General features: G+C 65.7%; 11 protein-coding genes and 2 pseudogenes. 2 read left to right on the forward strand and 11 right to left on the reverse strand.

The window, feature by feature from the left end; genetic code table 11:
• Positions 1–1,021: 1,021 nt before the first annotated feature.
• The gene (locus EES42_RS45380; RefSeq protein ID WP_164495546.1) at positions 1,022–1,417 is read right to left on the reverse strand and encodes a hypothetical protein; all 396 of its coding nucleotides are present in this window, start codon (positions 1,415–1,417) and stop codon (positions 1,022–1,024) included.
• On the opposite strand from EES42_RS45380, the gene EES42_RS41995 reads away from it, so the two are divergent.
• Positions 1,416–1,823 (forward strand): hypothetical protein, encoded by a 408-nt coding sequence (locus EES42_RS41995; protein ID WP_164495547.1) that lies wholly within the window; start codon positions 1,416–1,418, stop codon positions 1,821–1,823. The two genes, EES42_RS45380 and EES42_RS41995, sit on opposite strands and share 2 nt — an antisense overlap.
• A 643-nt stretch (positions 1,824–2,466) precedes the next feature.
• Here EES42_RS41995 and EES42_RS42000 read toward each other — a convergent pair.
• The 9 genes and pseudogenes from EES42_RS42000 to EES42_RS42040 all read right to left on the reverse strand — a co-directional run bounded on the left by EES42_RS42000 (position 2,467) and on the right by EES42_RS42040 (position 12,943).
• Entirely contained in the window at positions 2,467–3,711 is a 1,245-nt protein-coding gene (locus EES42_RS42000) for a ParB/RepB/Spo0J family partition protein (RefSeq protein WP_124723472.1), read from the reverse strand.
• The gene (locus EES42_RS42005; protein ID WP_124723473.1) at positions 3,708–4,859 is read right to left on the reverse strand and encodes a ParA family protein; all 1,152 of its coding nucleotides are present in this window, start codon (positions 4,857–4,859) and stop codon (positions 3,708–3,710) included. Before EES42_RS42005 ends, EES42_RS42000 begins: the two co-directional genes overlap by 4 nt.
• 1,093 nt (positions 4,860–5,952) lie before the next feature.
• Complete coding sequence (locus tag EES42_RS42010) at positions 5,953–6,309, reverse strand: histidine phosphatase family protein (protein WP_241196937.1); 357 nt, start codon at positions 6,307–6,309, stop codon at positions 5,953–5,955.
• Positions 6,221–7,302, reverse strand: a pseudogene (locus EES42_RS42015) (helix-turn-helix domain-containing protein). Before EES42_RS42015 ends, EES42_RS42010 begins: the two are co-directional and overlap by 89 nt.
• Before the next feature lie 698 nt (positions 7,303–8,000).
• Positions 8,001–8,432 (reverse strand): hypothetical protein, encoded by a 432-nt coding sequence (locus EES42_RS42020; RefSeq protein ID WP_241196938.1) that lies wholly within the window; start codon positions 8,430–8,432, stop codon positions 8,001–8,003.
• Positions 8,433–8,537: 105 nt separating this feature from the next.
• A pseudogene (locus tag EES42_RS47770) lies at positions 8,538–8,691 on the reverse strand (IS110 family transposase); the annotation flags it as partial.
• Between the two features lie 771 nt (positions 8,692–9,462).
• The gene (locus tag EES42_RS42030; RefSeq protein ID WP_124723474.1) at positions 9,463–10,560 is read right to left on the reverse strand and encodes a hypothetical protein; all 1,098 of its coding nucleotides are present in this window, start codon (positions 10,558–10,560) and stop codon (positions 9,463–9,465) included.
• Positions 10,561–11,143: 583 nt separating this feature from the next.
• Entirely contained in the window at positions 11,144–11,380 is a 237-nt protein-coding gene (locus tag EES42_RS42035) for a hypothetical protein (RefSeq protein WP_124723475.1), read from the reverse strand.
• Positions 11,381–12,364: 984 nt separating this feature from the next.
• Positions 12,365–12,943: a DUF6000 family protein gene (locus EES42_RS42040; protein WP_124723476.1), complete on the reverse strand. Its 579-nt coding sequence runs from the start codon at positions 12,941–12,943 to the stop codon at positions 12,365–12,367.
• Between the two features lie 308 nt (positions 12,944–13,251).
• On the opposite strand from EES42_RS42040, the gene EES42_RS42045 reads away from it, so the two are divergent.
• Positions 13,252–13,971, forward strand: a complete 720-nt coding sequence (locus EES42_RS42045) for a GNAT family N-acetyltransferase (protein ID WP_241196939.1) — start codon at positions 13,252–13,254, stop codon at positions 13,969–13,971.
• Between the two features lie 1,166 nt (positions 13,972–15,137).
• Here the strand turns inward: EES42_RS42045 and EES42_RS42055 are convergent.
• Positions 15,138–15,386: a hypothetical protein gene (locus EES42_RS42055; protein ID WP_124723478.1), complete on the reverse strand. Its 249-nt coding sequence runs from the start codon at positions 15,384–15,386 to the stop codon at positions 15,138–15,140.
• Positions 15,387–15,761: the final 375 nt, after the last annotated feature.

Genomic DNA, 15,761 nt, shown 5'->3' on the forward strand with positions numbered 1-15,761 from the left:
CCTTGCGGCTCATCTCCAGGGAGAAGAAGGCGCTGGTGTGGCGGTCGGCCTTCGGGGCGACCGAGGATCGCAACCCTCAAGAGTCGGTGCCGGCTCGGGCGATCTGCCAGGGTGGCGGTCGGCCTTCGGGGCGACCGAGGATCGCAACGACATCCCGCTGCCGACGGTAGAAGCCCAGAACCCCGGAGTGGCGGTCGGCCTTCGGGTCGACCGAGGATCGCAACATACATCCCCTGGTCAGTGAGACGGCCATGGGGCCGGGTGGCGGTCGGCCTTCGGGTCGGCCGAGGATCGCAACCCCCTTACCGGGGGCGTGCTGCGGGCAAGTTTTCCTTTCTGAAGGAAGAATTCCTGATCGACGGAGCATGGGGTGGTCTCGACCTTGACGCGTCGATGCGGCACCTACGAGCCGGGATCGGGTCCGGGGGCAGCACGATCTCAGAAACGGCGTTCGCGGCCCTGGGGGCCACCAGCGTGGTCCTCACACCTGTGATCGTTGAGCAGTGCGACGCCATCCGGGTCGAGTTCGCGACTGACAACGGCGGCTGGACAGCCACTCTGGACTTTCCCACCCAACAGGTGACCTTCCTGAACAAGACCACCGGAGAAGTCGAACAACCGCTGGCTGTACGGCCTGAGGCCGGCGAACGGGCAGCAGGCTCCTTCTCACTGGAGCGCATGGGCATCCCCGCCATGGAGACCCCGCGCGGGAACGTAACGATCGACACTGTGCTGGTCCTGGTGTACCTACAGCAGCAGCATGCGGGACGAGACACATCGGGACGCCGAGGCAGCTCGGAAACTGCAAGCCGTATCGGACGCTGCGGCCACAGCAGACCAGGCCCACCAGGCGCTCGCCTCGCTGTATGAGCGCCGCGGGCTGGCCCGCCAGCGCCGCACCGCTGCGGAGGAAGCCGCGAGGCCCCGCACACACTGCCCCGAGTGCGAGCAGCCCTTGCAGGCTCGTTCGGGCGAGGGCCCCCTTTGCCCGGTGTGTCGCCAGCCCGACCCAGGCCTACCCTCACGCCAGGCGCGGCGCGCCCAGGAACTGGCGCGGGCCAAGGATGCTGCTGCCGAAGCCGACACAGCACTGAGTGGCGGCCAGCAGAGTGCACTGAAGGCGGTCGAAGCCCGGCGCAGGGCAGAACAGGACGCGCAGGGGCTGGCCGCCCGGGCCGCCGTCTACCGAGCGCAGGAGATCACTCCACGCGAAGCAGCACGGGCTCGTGCCAGTGCAGGTGAGAGCGAGGCTCGGGCGAAGCTGGAGGCGGTCAAGGTACGCCGACAGGAACTCGCTCAGATCGCCGAACTGGAGAAGTTGGAAGCGGCGTCCTCCCAGCAGGCCGACGACGCGACGAAGGCCTGGACAGACCGTGAAGCAGCTGTCGCAGATCTTCGCGGATATCGCGATTCCCATGGCGCCAGACAAGATCCGCAGTGTTGTGATCGACCCGAAGACTCTGGCACCCAAGATCAACAATCGGACCTTGAAGCAGCTCGCTCGCTCAGCGGGGCTGGTGAGTGTCGCCCACACCGCCTATCACCTCATGGCCCTGGAGGCCGCCCGCAGCATGCCACTCGTTCTGCTGCCACGTTTCCAATGGCTGGATGCACCCCTCGACGGTCTGGGCGGCAGGTTGGAGGGCGAACGCCTCGCCAACGCTGTACTCACCGTCTGCGCGAAGAATGCCACCAGCAACTCCCAGATCGTCCTCACCACCCCGCAGGCACTCCCCCTCAGCCCGCAGGGCCTGCACGCGACCGAGCACGACAGCAGCCGGCCACTGATTCCGCACGCACGTCCCGAGAGCGACGGCCTGTGATCGGCCTCCACAGTGCCCCGCCCGTTGCACCACGCAGGTAGCGGCTCAGGCGCAGACGACCCAGAAGATCCCAGAGGTTGTCGCGCAGGTCGTCCGTGGGTTCGTAGAAGAGTCGCGCGGCGGAGCGGCGTCGGTGGGCCCGCCTGGCTGCACAACAGGACACAGTGATCAGGTGAAACGGGTGGAAATGCTTTTCTCGGACTAAAAGTGACTGACAGAAAGGGGGTGCTGGCGGCTCGCTGGCGAGGGTCCGGTATGGCGGGACGTCCGAGCGGGTGACAGGCCGCCAGGGGGCCGTACAGCCGATTTCGCCCGTCCTGAACGGGCATTGAGCGCTCCGTACGGGTGGGAAGGGTGCGGCCAGCACTCTCTGGGCGAGTCTTCGCCCTGCAGGACCAACCTGCGCTCCCCCGACAGATCAATCTGAAAAGTACTGGCAGGCACGAGTACCTCGGTACTTTCTACCCACGTGGCAAATTGGCCGGCTGTCGCGGTGAAACAGGAAGCGAGCGTCGTCTCGATCTGTCCTCTTGGCTCCACTGGGTGCGGCCGGAACTGAGCCAGACTCGGAACGAATCGGCCCCGTTCTTCTACCAGTAGGTGGAAGAACGGGGCCGCGGGCATGCCTGTCAGACCATCGTGGTCACGGGCTACTCGGCTGCGGAGCTGTCGCGAGCTCCTCCTCCATGACTTTGTTCAGGCGTTTCGTCAGCCTGTGCCGGTCGAGCTCGCCCATCTGTGCCATGAGCGCTTCGAACACCGGCTCCCACCCGCCCGATGGTACCTGCCAGCTAGCGTTGCCCTCCTGCGGCAGATTCTCTGCTGGCTTCGACGGCGTCCGGCGGACTGGCGGAGTGGGACGATCCCTGGTCTCCGCGATTGTGGCCTGCGCGGGCACGGATGGTTCGGGGCTCGGCGGATTGATCGACACGGTCAGGTCCGTAGCCAGCGCCGTCGTCTGTGCCGGTTCGTTGTCCGCAGGCAACGAACCGGCAGCCGTGCTTTCGTCCGGCATGCGATCGGAGGTGCTCTCCTGCGTGGACCGGAGTTTGTTGTCCGCGGACAACAAACCGGCACTGCCGTGCTGCTTCAGCGCCTGCTGGCCCGCTGCCAACAAACGCTGTTGCTCCTGCCGCTGCTCGATCAACTCCTCTTTGGCCGAGGCGAGATGCCCTAGGAGACCAGTCGCGTCCAGTTCAGGGTCATCCTTGAGCCGCCGGGCTAGACTCCGGCCGTCGCGCTCAGAGACTTCGCCGGAGCTGAGCTTTGCTTGCAACTCCTCCGGAAGCGTCAGCAAGGCGAGCTGATTGGTCACCCAGGACCGGTCCCTACCCAGCCGAGTTGCTGCCCGACTGCGCGCGCCCCGCTCCCCCGACTCCTCAGCGCACACGTCAACCAGTTGCTGCACCCCACGTGCACGCTCGATTACGTCGAAGTCCTCGCGCTCCAGATTCTCCGCGAGCAAGTGGTCGATGAAGTCTTCGCGTGAGGCAGCCAGGTCATCGCGGACAACGAAGTCGAGCCGGTCGATTCCCACATGCAGGGCGCTCCGGAAGCGGCGCTCGCCGTTGACCAGCACGTACAGGGCGTCGGCGCCGATGACCGTCTCGTGATCAGGCCAGAGCTTCAGGTACGCGGCACGGCTGACGACGACACAGGCTGCAAGCTGCGTCTGGCGCAGTTCCTCGCCGAACCGGACCATCTGCTCATCAGTGCCGAAATTACGGCGCGGGTTGAGCGGAGTGGGAGAGACCTGATCGAGGCCGAGCTTGATCAGCTCGTAGGTGGGAATCGAGCCTTCCGTGATGGCCTTGGCCCGGCCGCGGTCGCTGCGCTTGCGGGCCCGCCCGAATGAGGAACTCTCCCCCACCTTGTCGGCGACGCTCATCCCTTGACCTTCCTTGCGATCGAGCGCAGGACTTGAGCCTGCTCACAGTCCGGTTCGTAGGCGAGCAGCGGCTCCTTGCGGCGGACCGCCTCGCGCTGCTCCTTTAGCTCCGGAACGACACCGAGGACCGGTTCGTCCATGCTCTGCCAGGACTCGAGCGACGAGGTGGCAATGTAGCCATTGCGTGCGTCGTAAAGATTGACGACGAAGCCCAGGGTGGTGATCTCCACCTTCAGGTCTTCACACAGATCGTCCATCTGCTCGGCGAGCATGTCGTACGCGTCGCCGGAAGTGTCCTCGGCCTGGACCGGGATGATGATTCCGGACTGGTCAGGCTCTTCGCCCTCGCGGGTACGCCCGTAGTACAGGGCGGTGTCCATGGTGTACCCGAGGCTCGGGGGGCAGTCGATGACGATGAAGTCGAAGTCCTGTTCCACGTCGGCCAGGACGCGCTCCAGGGCTGTCTCCTTGATGCGTACGGCTCGTGTGGTGGCCAGTTTGGCGTCCAGCAGGAACGCGTCCTTGCAGGAGGGCAGCAGCCACAGACGGTCCTCGAAGTCACCGCCCTTTATGGGGACGAACAGGGCCCGCAGGCTGTCTTCGGCCTCCCCGAGCATGTGTTTGGCGAGACTGGTCGACTCGATCTCCAGCATCTCGTAGCCGAGCTGGCGCGTCAGGTGACCTTGCGGGTCGAAGTCGATCAGGAGGGTCTTCCTGCCCATCTCGGCCAAGGCCTGGGCAACACCGGCGGACACCGATGTCTTACCCACCCCGCCCTTCTGGTTGCCGAAGACGATCCGGCGGGCCCCAGTTGTTCGTGGGGGCGTGGGGCGCGGGGACGGGTTTGCGTCCAGCCAGTGCCGGATCGACTGAGCCATCCCCTGGTTATAGGAGATCTTCTGCGACTTGCTTGTGGTCTTCAGTCTCTCGTACAGCCCGGCCGGCAGGTAGGTCGAGAACGAGGAGCCGCCGCTGGTATCGACAGTGGGGTGGTTCTTCAGTTTGATCCAGGAGGTCACCCCAGCCGTGACGGCGTCCTGGATGTCCTCGCTCAACTCTGCGGCGCGCACCTTGAGTTCACGGCGCAGATCGGTCGGCAGCTTGGCAACTACCTTTTCCCGATCTTCGGGGCTGTATGGAGCAGTCATGGCGCTACCTTAGTAGCGTTCCGGCTGAAAGCGAATCAGGACACCCGTGTCGCGGCCAGAATCCCTGCTGCCGCACAGAGACGCGAGCCCACCAGACACCCGGCGCCCGATGAATGCGCCTCCAGAAGACGCAGGTGAGCCGACCACTGGTGCCACTGCCAGACACCTTGCGTACCTTCACGAAGTAATCCATGACCGAAATGCGAACGTCACCCCGAACCGCTTCGAAAACCTCTGGCTGCGCCACACGATCGGCAAGCAGACTGGCCATGCAAGCCGTGACTGCATGCTGCAAGCACCTCTACGGGTGGACGAAGTGCGAATCGCCGTCGATTTAACTTCGCTGAGACAGGGCACTCTCCCCCGCCCGTAGGCGCGGGCCACCGTGTTGTCCGCGGACAACAAACTCGAAACCCTGGAAGACTCAAGTCACTACCCCACCCGTCGGCACCGCAGCCCGGACATGCACCCGCCCAGGCCGCCATGTTGTCCGCGGACAACACACGTGCGGCCGCAGCGCAGGACGAGGGCCAGGGCACCGGGCACGGACAAAGCCGCCTCCTGGTGCGGCAGCTCGGAACTTCGGCGGAGGAACAGGCCCATGCCCTTGCGGCCGGTCTGATGTCGGACGAGCTCTCGCAGTTGTTCGGAGAGCTTCGCGCCTACGTATCCCCTGCCTGCTAGGTATGTCGCCAAAGGGCCCGTGCCGCCCGGCTCACACCCACCAGGGCCGCAGGAAGTCAAAGCGGCAACCGCTAGTGCTCTGACCGGGACGTTCGCCGGGTTCCGCCGGTGGCGGGCCAGTTGGTGGGACGGTGTATTCCCATCCTGGCTGCCAGTGGGCCGGGGCCTGGACGAGGTCTTCGAGGTCCGCGCCGTGAGCATGCAGTCCAGGGCCCATCGGTTGGCCGAGTGGGCGATCAGCAGCATGCGGCTGCCGTCCCATCGGGCGGCCAGGTCGCTGAGGAAGTCTTCGGTGGCAGCCAGAACTTCGCGGTAGCTCTAGCCGCCCGGGAACGGCTCGTCGATGTGCCGCCCCTGCAGTGGGGCAAGAGCTGCTTGCGGGTGACCGTTGAGGCGCCCGTAGTTGCATTCAGGCAGGCGGCGATCCTGGTGGATCGGCACGGGTGCTCGCGAAGGCGACCCGCGCGGTGTCCACGGCGCGGTGCAGGTCGGAGGTGAACACCGCCGCGATGCCGTCGTTGCGACGGCGGTCGCCGAGTTCCCAGGCCTGTCGGCGGCCTTGGCCGGTGAGAGGACTCCCGGTAGCCAGACTGTGGCGATTCCGGCCTCGTTGTCGATGGTGTTGGCGTGGGTCTCGTAGACGAGCCGGATGGGCATCTTCGCCCTGCCGTTCATGATCAGGCCGCCTGAAGAGGGCATCCGCCCCAGCGGATGCCCTTCTCGCCGCGGATACGGGCACGTTCCCTGTGTTGGGCGGCAAGCACATCAGGGGGCGGGTGTTGTCGTTGCGCCAGCGGAGGTAGGCGTGCAGGGCCCGGGTCTGGACAGTGTGGTCGGGGTGGGTGTAGCTGGCGATAGTGGACTGTCGAAGCGGTCCGAAGTGGGCTTCGATCGGGTTCGTCCATGAGGCGAAGGGGCGGGTGAAGCACGACTCGAGTTTGTTCTTCCTGGCCCAGTAGCGGATCTCGGTGCGCTTGTGGGCAGACAGGCTGTCGAGGATCACGTAGATCGGGGCGCCGTCGGGCCGGGTGGCCAGGATCGATTTCAGCGCGGCCAAGGTACTGGCGGCGCCCTTCTTGCACCAGTTGACGCCACACAGGGTGTCGTCGCCGAGCGAGTAACAGCCGTGAAAGGGGCGCACGCCGTGAGCGCGGTGATAGGCGGCGGGTAGCCGGTCGGGGCTTCTCATCTGCCCAGCCCGAGCCTGCGGTGGGCCGGATCCCGAGCGGGCCGAACTCGTCGAAAGCGAAGTCCCGGTCCGGGAAGCGGTCGAGTACCTCCTCGATCCGGTCCCGCTTCGCCTCCCGGTCCGGCTCGAAGGATTCCTTGCACGTCTTGATTCGCTGGAAGGTGACACCGCGGGATCCGGATGATTCGGCCGTGGAGTTCCGCAGGCGGGCGACGAGCTTGCACAGGGACCAGCGGGTGAAGGGCTGGCCTAGCTCGATGGGGCAGGTGGTGGCCGTCCGGATGACGAAGTCCTCGTCGTCAGCGCTGAGCAGGCGAGGACGGCCTCCCGCCCGCTGAAGGTCCAGACAGGCCAGGCCGATCTCGTTGACGCGATGGATCACGTCACGCACGGTGCCCTCGTCGGCCTGCACCAGGTGGGCGCTCACCGGCACCCGGCTCCCACCGGCCGACGCCGGCAGCATCATCGCGCGCCGGTCACCCACCGAGTTGGTACTCCCCCGGCGCATGATCTGCTACAGCTCCTTCCCCCCTGGTCGGTCGGTCTGCGCACACGGACAGGCTCGGCCACCGCGTCTCCAGCGGTCGGATCCGCCCCCAGCCAGCCGCCACGACCACCGACCCGGCGAACCTATGCGGTCAGAGCAAGCACTAGCTGCCCTAAAACAGAAGACCTTCGGCTCGGTTCCGTGAAACGGGCAGTACCGCCACGCCGCGCATCGTGGTCCGGTGTGAGGCATTCGCGTTGTTGTCCGCGGACAACAAGCCGCTGGGTGGTGCGGCACCGAGTCATGTGTTGTCCGCGGACAACAACGCGAAGGAGGAACTGATAGTGGCTGCGATCAGCTCTCTGCTACCTCTCCCCACCCGTAGGCGCGGGCCACCATGTTGTCCGCGGACAACAAACTCAAAGCTCCGGGCAATACGGGTCACTCCCCCACCAGTCGGCACCGCAGCCCGGATGCCTGCCGTGTTGTCCGCGGACAACACACGGCCGCATCGGAGGGCGGCAGCCAGGGTTCCGGGGCGCAACCGCTTCCAGGTGCACCAGTTCGGGACGTCGGCGAAGAGAACAAGCCTTCGCCGGTCGGTCTGACACCGGACGAGCTTTCACAGGTGCCCGGAGAGCTTGGAATCGCCAGCGACTGCCACCGGCTCCGCCACCTCTCCTCCACTTGCGGGTGCAGCTGCCCCTGTTGTCAGCGGATGACCTCTCTCAGCGATTCCTAATACTGTTCGTCAAGCCGTTCTGGTTGGGTGCGTGGGGCTTCAGTCGGTCGATATCTCACACTTCTCGATCTTTGTAGCGACTGATCGGCGTTGCAGCCTGTCGGCAATGAGCTCCATCTCGACGAGCGTGCCAACCAGGCCAGTCCCTTGGAGCGCACTGGCCATTACCCGTGCCTGGCCCAGGGACAGGTGGAGCATCTCGCGCAGGACTCGCAAGACGGGGACGAGGCTCGACTCGACGTCCGTGAGGCAAAGCCGTGCGGGCCCGTGCTCTGCCAGCAGGGCATTCCTGATCTCTTCAGGAGTCGCTCCGCCTGTGTCCTGCTCGCACCACCCGTTGGGGCAGGCAGTGCATGCACCTTCGGTGCCCCACCACAACTGCCCGTGGTCGATGTACTGGCCAACGTCGAGTATCAGCACGCCACCGCAGGCGTTGCACTGCGCCGTGACCTTTACTCCTTGAGTGATCAACGGGCTCCTCACCGTCGGATGCCAGCAAGCGGATACTCCCGCAAACCTGACCGTCAGTCGACCGTGTTGCCGCTGACCTTGCAGATCGGCTGCAGGACAGAGGCGTCACGCTGTAAGCGCCGATGGCGACAAGGGCTCATAGGTCCGTCCGTCGCGTAAAAGGGCCGTAGGGGAAGTTGACGCGACGGCGGGCCAGAGTGAGAACGGCCTGGGTAGGGCGCTTGCCCTCGGCTCGCTTACGGTCCTAAAACCGTCGGGACTCCTCGCACCTTCGGATGCTGAACAGTGCCGAGGTGTAGAAGGTGCTCTGGAGTCTGCAGCTGTATCGCTGATCTTGCCGGAGCCGCGGGGAACCAGCTTCCCTGAAACCGCGCAGCAAGGCAGCACCCTCGACGCCGTGGGTGGGCTGATAGGAGTCCTGGGTCCAGGCACGTCCGTCTGTCACCCACACGCTGGCGAAGCCCTCCGGCCGACCCTGGCCCGCCGTCCCGGCCCGGACGGCTGCCCGTCCCTCCTTGCCGAGCACCACCGTCCGCTCAGCGCCTACCTCCCCGTCGTTCTTCCGCTGGGCTTCCAGGTCCCGCAGTGCGAGGAACCCCGCCGCCCGCGCCACTCTCTCGATCCCGACGCTGCCCCGGACCCACTCCCGGCCCATGTGCCCTGGGACTTGTCGTACTGGTACCCGGAGGCGTCGGCCGCGGCCCTGGACGATTCCCCGCTCGCGGTCATCTGGCACTTCCAACTCGACGGAACCCGGAAGGGCTGAGCAACCGGACCAGATCAACTGAGGCAGCATCCGGCATCCGCTCGCCCAGACCGCCTCACCCGAGGCTTTCACCGTCTCCGGGTCTCAAGTGATCGGGTCACCGCACGTCATAGGTCTGATTCGGAGCCAGATCGTTGGAGGCAAGGCGTATACCGCGGTATACGCCTTGCCTCAGTTCCACCCCTCCTGGGTGCCATCTGTGCTTCGGGATACGTGGTTCGAGACAGTCCTCGGTGTCCGGGCCCCTGATTGTGGCCTGCTCGGTCACGCCTGTACCTCCTGGCGGGAGTCCATGCGGATGGCATAGGTGCACAGGCGGATGCCGTAGAGGTCAAGAGCGTCGTCGGGGTCGGTGGCGTAGTGGTGGGCGACGTCGGGCCAGGTGTCCCAGTTGAGGCGGGCGCGGAGCCGGTCTTCGTCGGTGCGTTTCGGCTGCTTGTCGGGAGCTGAGGTGGCGAACAAGGCTGCCAGTGCGGCTTGCTGTGCGGCGGCTTGGCCGGCGGTGCTGTCTTTCCAGGCCACTGCGTGCACGGTGTCGGTCCCGGTGGGTGCAGTGTCCTCAAGCTGGTTGTCATTGGTGGTGTGGAGGGCTGCGGCGATGAGGTGGTGTGGGTGGTCGGGCTGCCAGGCGTATCCGGCGGCGTGTGTGTGCCCGGCTTCGACGGCGAAGCGGATGGCCTGGTCTTTGGTCCATTGCTGTTCGCCCATGTCGGCGCACACCCATCGGAGCTGGTCGTGGGTGGCTTTGCGGGTCCAGGGGACGTGGTGCCGAATGGCGCGGGCGAGTGTGTCGCCGAGTTGCATGCCTGCTGCGGTGACGGTGGTGCCGAGGATCGTGGCCCGCTTCTTGCTGCGTACCTGTTCCTGGGTTGTGGGGGAGCGGGGGGTGGAGTTTTTTGGTGACCGTGCTGCGGTAGTAGTTACACCCCCCGCCATCTGTACCTGGCCCTTCTGAGTAGCTGAGGTAAGGGAAGGGGGCTCACAAGATCGTTTAGCTGAGTTGTCCACAGGGTTCGACGAGGTGTTGTCCACTGTGGTGGTGGGGGTGGCCTGAGCGTGGGTCTCAGGCATTTGCCGGTAGTCGGCAACGGCCCTTGCCTCGTATCCGGTGCCGATGATGCGGTGTCCGAGGGCGTGGTCGTAGGCGGCCGGGATTACTGCGGCGTAGATGGTGGCGGTGCCCGCGTACCCGCTGAGCCCGAGGGCGCGGCGGATGTTCGTGCGGGTGCCGTGCTGGACCCAGGCGAGAGAGCCGAGCTCTCGGAGGTAGCCGATGTGCCGCTTCACTGAGGCGCGGGAGATCCCGGTGCGGGCCACGATCTTGTGGAGGCAGTAGAGGGCGTGCCCGGTGTCGTAGTTCATGCGCGCACCCAAGTCCCGTGCGATGACGAGTGTGGTGGTGTTCGCCCGTGGGTGCAGGCCGGCTGCGATCAGCCATTCCACGGAGCGGAGCCATCGACGTGGGCCGCTTCGGCGCGAGGCGGTATGAGTGACCTCTTGTGAGGACCCGCGGACCAAGGCGACCTGGCCCGCACCGTGATGGTGCGCGCGTTCGAGTTCGTTGTGTGTGGCGGTTGTTTCGCCATGAGTCTGCTGGCACGGGATGCCGTCAGAAGCAGGGGACTTTTGGGGTGAATCGCCCGTCCGGGCGCGCGGAAGCTGACAAGTGGTGTGCGCGTAGGGCACTATGTAGCTGCTTTCACTGTGCTGGAGAACGCCAAAGGGGCTCTCGCTGCGGTGGTGAAGGTGAAGTGGTTCGGGGAGAACCTGTTGTCCGCTCGACCTACTCGGTCCCGGTCGCCAAACCGGATCCGAAGCGTCGGGCCTTAGCTCGGAGCGCCAACTTCGAGCCGTATGAAGAGCCGCACGGTGCGCCAACACCAGCGGCAGCGGTAGAGGAAGTGCCCCCGCCAAGGGGCCCAAGTGCCTCCCGCTCAGGACGTCGCTATGTCATCTGATCTCCCTTACCGGGAGAGATCTGCCCCTGTGCCTTTCCGGCCAGGAAGTCATTGCGGAACCCGCCTCGGGCGGCGACACGGAGCATGTCCTGCGTCCAGTCGCGCGGATTCTCGGAGCGGTCCAGAGCCTCGTTCCACCCGGGCCGGCAGTCGGCGTGGTGGCGTCCAAAGTCGGCGTCGCCGGGGGAGAGACAGGCGAGGAAGTTCTCACCCCGCGCAGTCATGCGATCGCGTGGGTAGTGGTGACAGGGCCCGCGCGGTGCGTCGCCGGTGTGATCTTCACGGCGGACTGCTGGGTCCTATTGTCTGTAACCCCGGCGATCCGGGTACGCTTCGCCATAGAACTGGCACCTTCATTTGTTGTGAGTGTGTGGTGTCGGTCCGGCCCCGCTCCTGGGTGTGCAACCACCCGGGACTCCAGCGGGGCCTTCCCTTTGCCTTGGTGACTCCGTCCGGCGCATCCCATTTTTGAGTGGTCGTCTGGCGTCAAGCGCAGCCTACCGGTTCGGATCTCCGCTCGTCCCTCCCCTTGGTCAACGTGTCGTTGATCGGACTTGTCATCAGATAGGCAGGTCATCGCACAGCCGTGCGGGAGTTGATCTCAGTCCTCGGTGGCAAGCGGCCTCCGTCAGGAGGACCGTGGCCTGCTCCAGCCGGATCAGACGCTGCAGGGGCAAGCAGCTGACACCGCGCCAGGCCGGCGGACACGGACAGGAGGTCGGCGCACACAGCCCCGGCTGCCGATACCGGACATCGCCTCCTCCTCGCGACGCCAGGAACTGCAGGTGGGTGCCATCAGGCCTGGACCCGGACTCGGCGGGGGTGTCCTGCAGCAGTCCAGATCCCGGGTATGCCGGACGGACTTCGAACTCGGCCCGGACGACCTGCAGGAGGGATGAAGGTACGGGCGGCAGACACGTACGGATCGGGCGACATGCCTGCCCGGCCACGCACGCCAGATACCGACCACCAGGACAGCGAAGCCCGGCGCCAGGAACAGGAGAACTGCAACGCTCACGAGGGCTTCTCAGCGGCGCAGAAGGCCGGCGGACTTCCTCCGCTGCCAGCTGGCGCTACTGATGTGTCACCGGGTTCCCGTGAAGGCCACCGTCGGCGCACGGCCAGACACCGCTGTCCAAGGGACCGAGGCCCGTCGACCGCAGGATGAACAACTCGTCGTGCAGGGACGCGCTTTCGGCAGCAAAGGTTCACAGTTCATAGATGAACCGTCCCGGCGGCGACGGACTGTACTGGGCCCCGTTCCACTGATGCCAGAGGCCACCAGGAGCCAGGAAACGGGCGGCGTGTTCACTTCCGCTGCGGCTGTCGATGTGGAGGAGCGCGCTGATGGCCCAGTGCTGGTCGTACTGGCAGTCAGGCCGTCGGAGATAGCGGTCCAGGTAGGCCGCCAGGTGCTGGGCGTCCTCGTCGGTGCCGAAGCGTGCGAGGGCAAAGCAGTAGCCCTGGCCAGAGAAGCAGAGCCGGCTGGCCAGGAGCAGGTCGCCGAGGACGTCGCGGAAGTGATCACGGCGGTCGAAACCGATCAGCCAAGCGGCCGTGAGGCGGGAGCGCCATTCGCTCTCCAGCAGGACCTCGAGTTCTTCGTCGGTGATCTCGTGGGCGGCAGCACGCAGGGACTGAAGAAAGAGGGTGCGCTTGCTCTCGTCTTCTCGCGTGAAGTTGGCGTGGAGAAGGTGCAGGTAGCGCCCGACCCCCTGCGTTGGCGGCTTGACATAGCGGTCGATGACATCGAGCAGCTCGAGGTCCGAGGAACGGGCGAAGCGCATGAGGGCATCTTGGCGTCGTCGGCGGCCTATGGCCAGGGGTTCCTGCATTCGTGGGTGATCAACCTGAGCCGGGAGGAGGTGTGGCTCACCGAGGGCGTCGAGGAGCTTTCTGATCCCCTCACATAGCAGTTGGCCCCGCGGAACGTGCGAAGTGACCGCGGGGCCAACCCGGAGCACCGTCCTGTCAGGGCACCCACACCGACCGTACGGGCAAGCCATCCTGATCGCCCGTCGAGACCGGCCATGGGGGATCAGCAGAACCGTGGTCGGCTCCGAGATTCTGGCGAACAGCCATCAGGGGCGGTGTGGTGGAGGAGCGCGAGGACGCATGCCCGCACATAGTTCTGGAGGAACTGGAGATCCCCCAGGGCAGCACAGGGATGCCCCGCCAGTCTTTCGGGCCAACTGCTCCTGTTACTGTCCCCCAGACCAGCGATCCGCTGCGAAGGGCGCCGGAGATGTTCCCCGAGTCGATCCTGCACACGAACCGGCTGATCCTCCGCCCGTTCGATGCCAGCGACATCCCGGACACACACGCGAGCTGCGCGGACGCACTCACCCAGCGATGGCTGCCGCTCCCCAAGCCCTACACGCTGGATGACGCCACCAACTGGTGCACAACCGCTGCCCACGCTCTGCGCGACAGCGGTGACGGCATCCAGTTCGCCGTCACCGACGCCTACACCAAACGCCTGATGGGCCAGGTCGGCCTGAAGAAGACGGACTGGCGAGCGCTGGTGAGCGAAGTCGGCTACTGGGTATCGCCCTGGGCCCGCGGTCACGGCATCGCAGCCGAAGCAACCCGTGCACTGGCACTCTGGCTCCTTGCCGACCAACAGTTCCAACGGCTGGAACTGCGAGCTGCCACGGAGAACACCGCATCCCAGAAAGTGGCTCTCAAAGCCGGATTCCACCCTGAAGGCACACTACGGAACGCCGGCTTCGTCCACGGCGGTCGAGTAGACCTCGTCCTCTTCTCCATGCTGCCTGGCGATCTCGCGCCGCCGGCCCAGCACTACAAGAGCTGAGCCAGAAACCCCGAAGTGAACGCAGCCAAGCCCACGATGGTGGGGGAGCGCCACGTGACGCAGAGCTGTTGCCAGATGCGCCAGGGCTTGGTGCCCGTAGGTGAAGCTTCTTGGTCTGGTCGAGGCGGCAATGGCCTCAACACAGAGCTGGAGGATTGACAGTTCAACAAGGGTTCGACGCCACCAGGAGCATGTTCGAAGCGTTCGATTCTTCGTCAGGGGCGATCCTAAGGAACGACTCGTCTGACGTCCGCACTCCAAACGCATGCTGCGCCGCTCCCAGGGAACGCCTCTCTCAGAACACGCTTGGACAAGCGCGAGAACGACGTGGGGACACATCCGGGACAGCAGCGCCGAGCGAGGCTTCGCCGTGAAGACAGCCCCGGACGAAGCTGAGGCGCCGCAGCACCCACAAGACGCAGCGGTAGTACGGCACCGCGGGCGTCAGCGCGCCTGCTCTGGTGGATTCGCGCGAGACCCCGAAGCCCTCAAGTCAGGGCCCGGTGAGGATGTCGTGAGTGCCGATCCGGCGCCACACGATGTGCTGCTTGCTTTCTCTGAACTACGCGTACAGCGGCTAGCGCGAAGGGAGGGTGAGGGCTGCCCTCAACGCCGCTGTACCGTCTTCGGGAGTGGACCACTGGCAGGGGGCGGGATGAGTCAGCTTGAGTTCAGCTGGGAACTCAGTGGTAGTGGTTGGGCAACCTGCCGCATCGCGGACGGTGTATCGGAGCGGAAAGACTTCGTGAGCTACTGCACGGACGCCCTTGCGGACGTGCTTCACAGTGTCGTAGGGCTCTACGGTCGCGCCTCCGTTCAGCGTTTCTCTTTCGATCTTGAGCCAGCCGAAGTGAGGTGGGTACTCCGCCGCAGAGGCTCAGACGCTCAAGTCGCGATCTACCGGTTTCCCGACATGTCCACGAGCTTCGACGCGCCGGACCAGGCAGGCACACTTTCGTGGACCTCCACTCAGCCCCTCAGCCTTCTCGGGCACGTCGTCTTGGAGGCTGCTCAATCGGTGGTCCGGCTCCACGGGGAGGACGGCTACAGGGCGAGGTGGGTTCAGCACCCATTCCCCGTTGATGCGCTGCAAGACCTCCGCCAGCTGCACTTGCAGTACGACAGATGCGAACGCCAGCACGGCGGGCTGTCCGCCTAGACCACGGTCAGACGCAAGCGTGCTCTCGGACCACCTCCGCCCCGTACGCCCAAGTTGCCCGGCCATTCCCTTCCCAGGTGAGCTCGAAGACCCCGGGGGCGCGCCGGACGCCCTTTACGCGAAGGCCAGGGCGAAACGCTCCGGTGCGTAGATCGTCGACGAAGGCCGCGACCGCCTGGCTGAAGCGGCGGCGTTGCTCGGGGCTGAGACGGCCGAGATCGGCGGCGACGCGGGACGTGGTCTCGTAAGTGGGCACGACGAACTCCTCCTGGAAGCACGAAGCCCCGGCCGGTGGCCGGGGCTGTGGTGGTGGTAAGTGTTGAAGGGGCGGTGACGTCGTGCTATCGGGGCTGCGTTCGGCGGGAGCTGGCTACAGCGCGAACTCGGGATCGTGCGGTCGTAGCAGGCTGGGGCTCGTAGAGGGCGTGTATCGCCTGCGTTCGCTGCCAGGGCGACGACGCCGGCTCACCTGGCAGCCGCACCCCACTTGTTGCCGTCAGGAACCACCTGGTGTGGTCACGGTTGGTGCACGGTGTGCCACATGAAGCGCCCCAAGGGGGTAATGGGGCTGGTGTGCATGGGAGGGTGAGAAACGTTCAGGTGTCCAGGTGAGTAGGGAGATGTGGCTGAC

The organism is Streptomyces sp. ADI95-17 (genome assembly GCF_003846175.1).
In the GTDB taxonomy this organism is placed as follows: domain Bacteria; phylum Actinomycetota; class Actinomycetes; order Streptomycetales; family Streptomycetaceae; genus Streptomyces; species Streptomyces sanglieri.

Coding starts and splice junctions, on each gene's coding strand:
- EES42_RS42005 (WP_124723473.1), bottom strand. CDS start 4,859: ATGACTGCTCCATACAGCCCCGAAGATCGGGAAAAGGTAGTTGCCAAG.
- EES42_RS42040 (WP_124723476.1), bottom strand. CDS start 12,943: ATGCGCTTCGCCCGTTCCTCGGACCTCGAGCTGCTCGATGTCATCGAC.
- EES42_RS45380 (WP_164495546.1), bottom strand. CDS start 1,417: ATGGGAATCGCGATATCCGCGAAGATCTGCGACAGCTGCTTCACGGTC.
- EES42_RS42030 (WP_124723474.1), bottom strand. CDS start 10,560: ATGAACTACGACACCGGGCACGCCCTCTACTGCCTCCACAAGATCGTG.
- EES42_RS42035 (WP_124723475.1), bottom strand. CDS start 11,380: ATGACTGCGCGGGGTGAGAACTTCCTCGCCTGTCTCTCCCCCGGCGAC.
- EES42_RS42000 (WP_124723472.1), bottom strand. CDS start 3,711: ATGAGCGTCGCCGACAAGGTGGGGGAGAGTTCCTCATTCGGGCGGGCC.
- EES42_RS42010 (WP_241196937.1), bottom strand. CDS start 6,309: ATGTGCTTGCCGCCCAACACAGGGAACGTGCCCGTATCCGCGGCGAGA.
- EES42_RS41995 (WP_164495547.1), top strand. CDS start 1,416: ATGGCGCCAGACAAGATCCGCAGTGTTGTGATCGACCCGAAGACTCTG.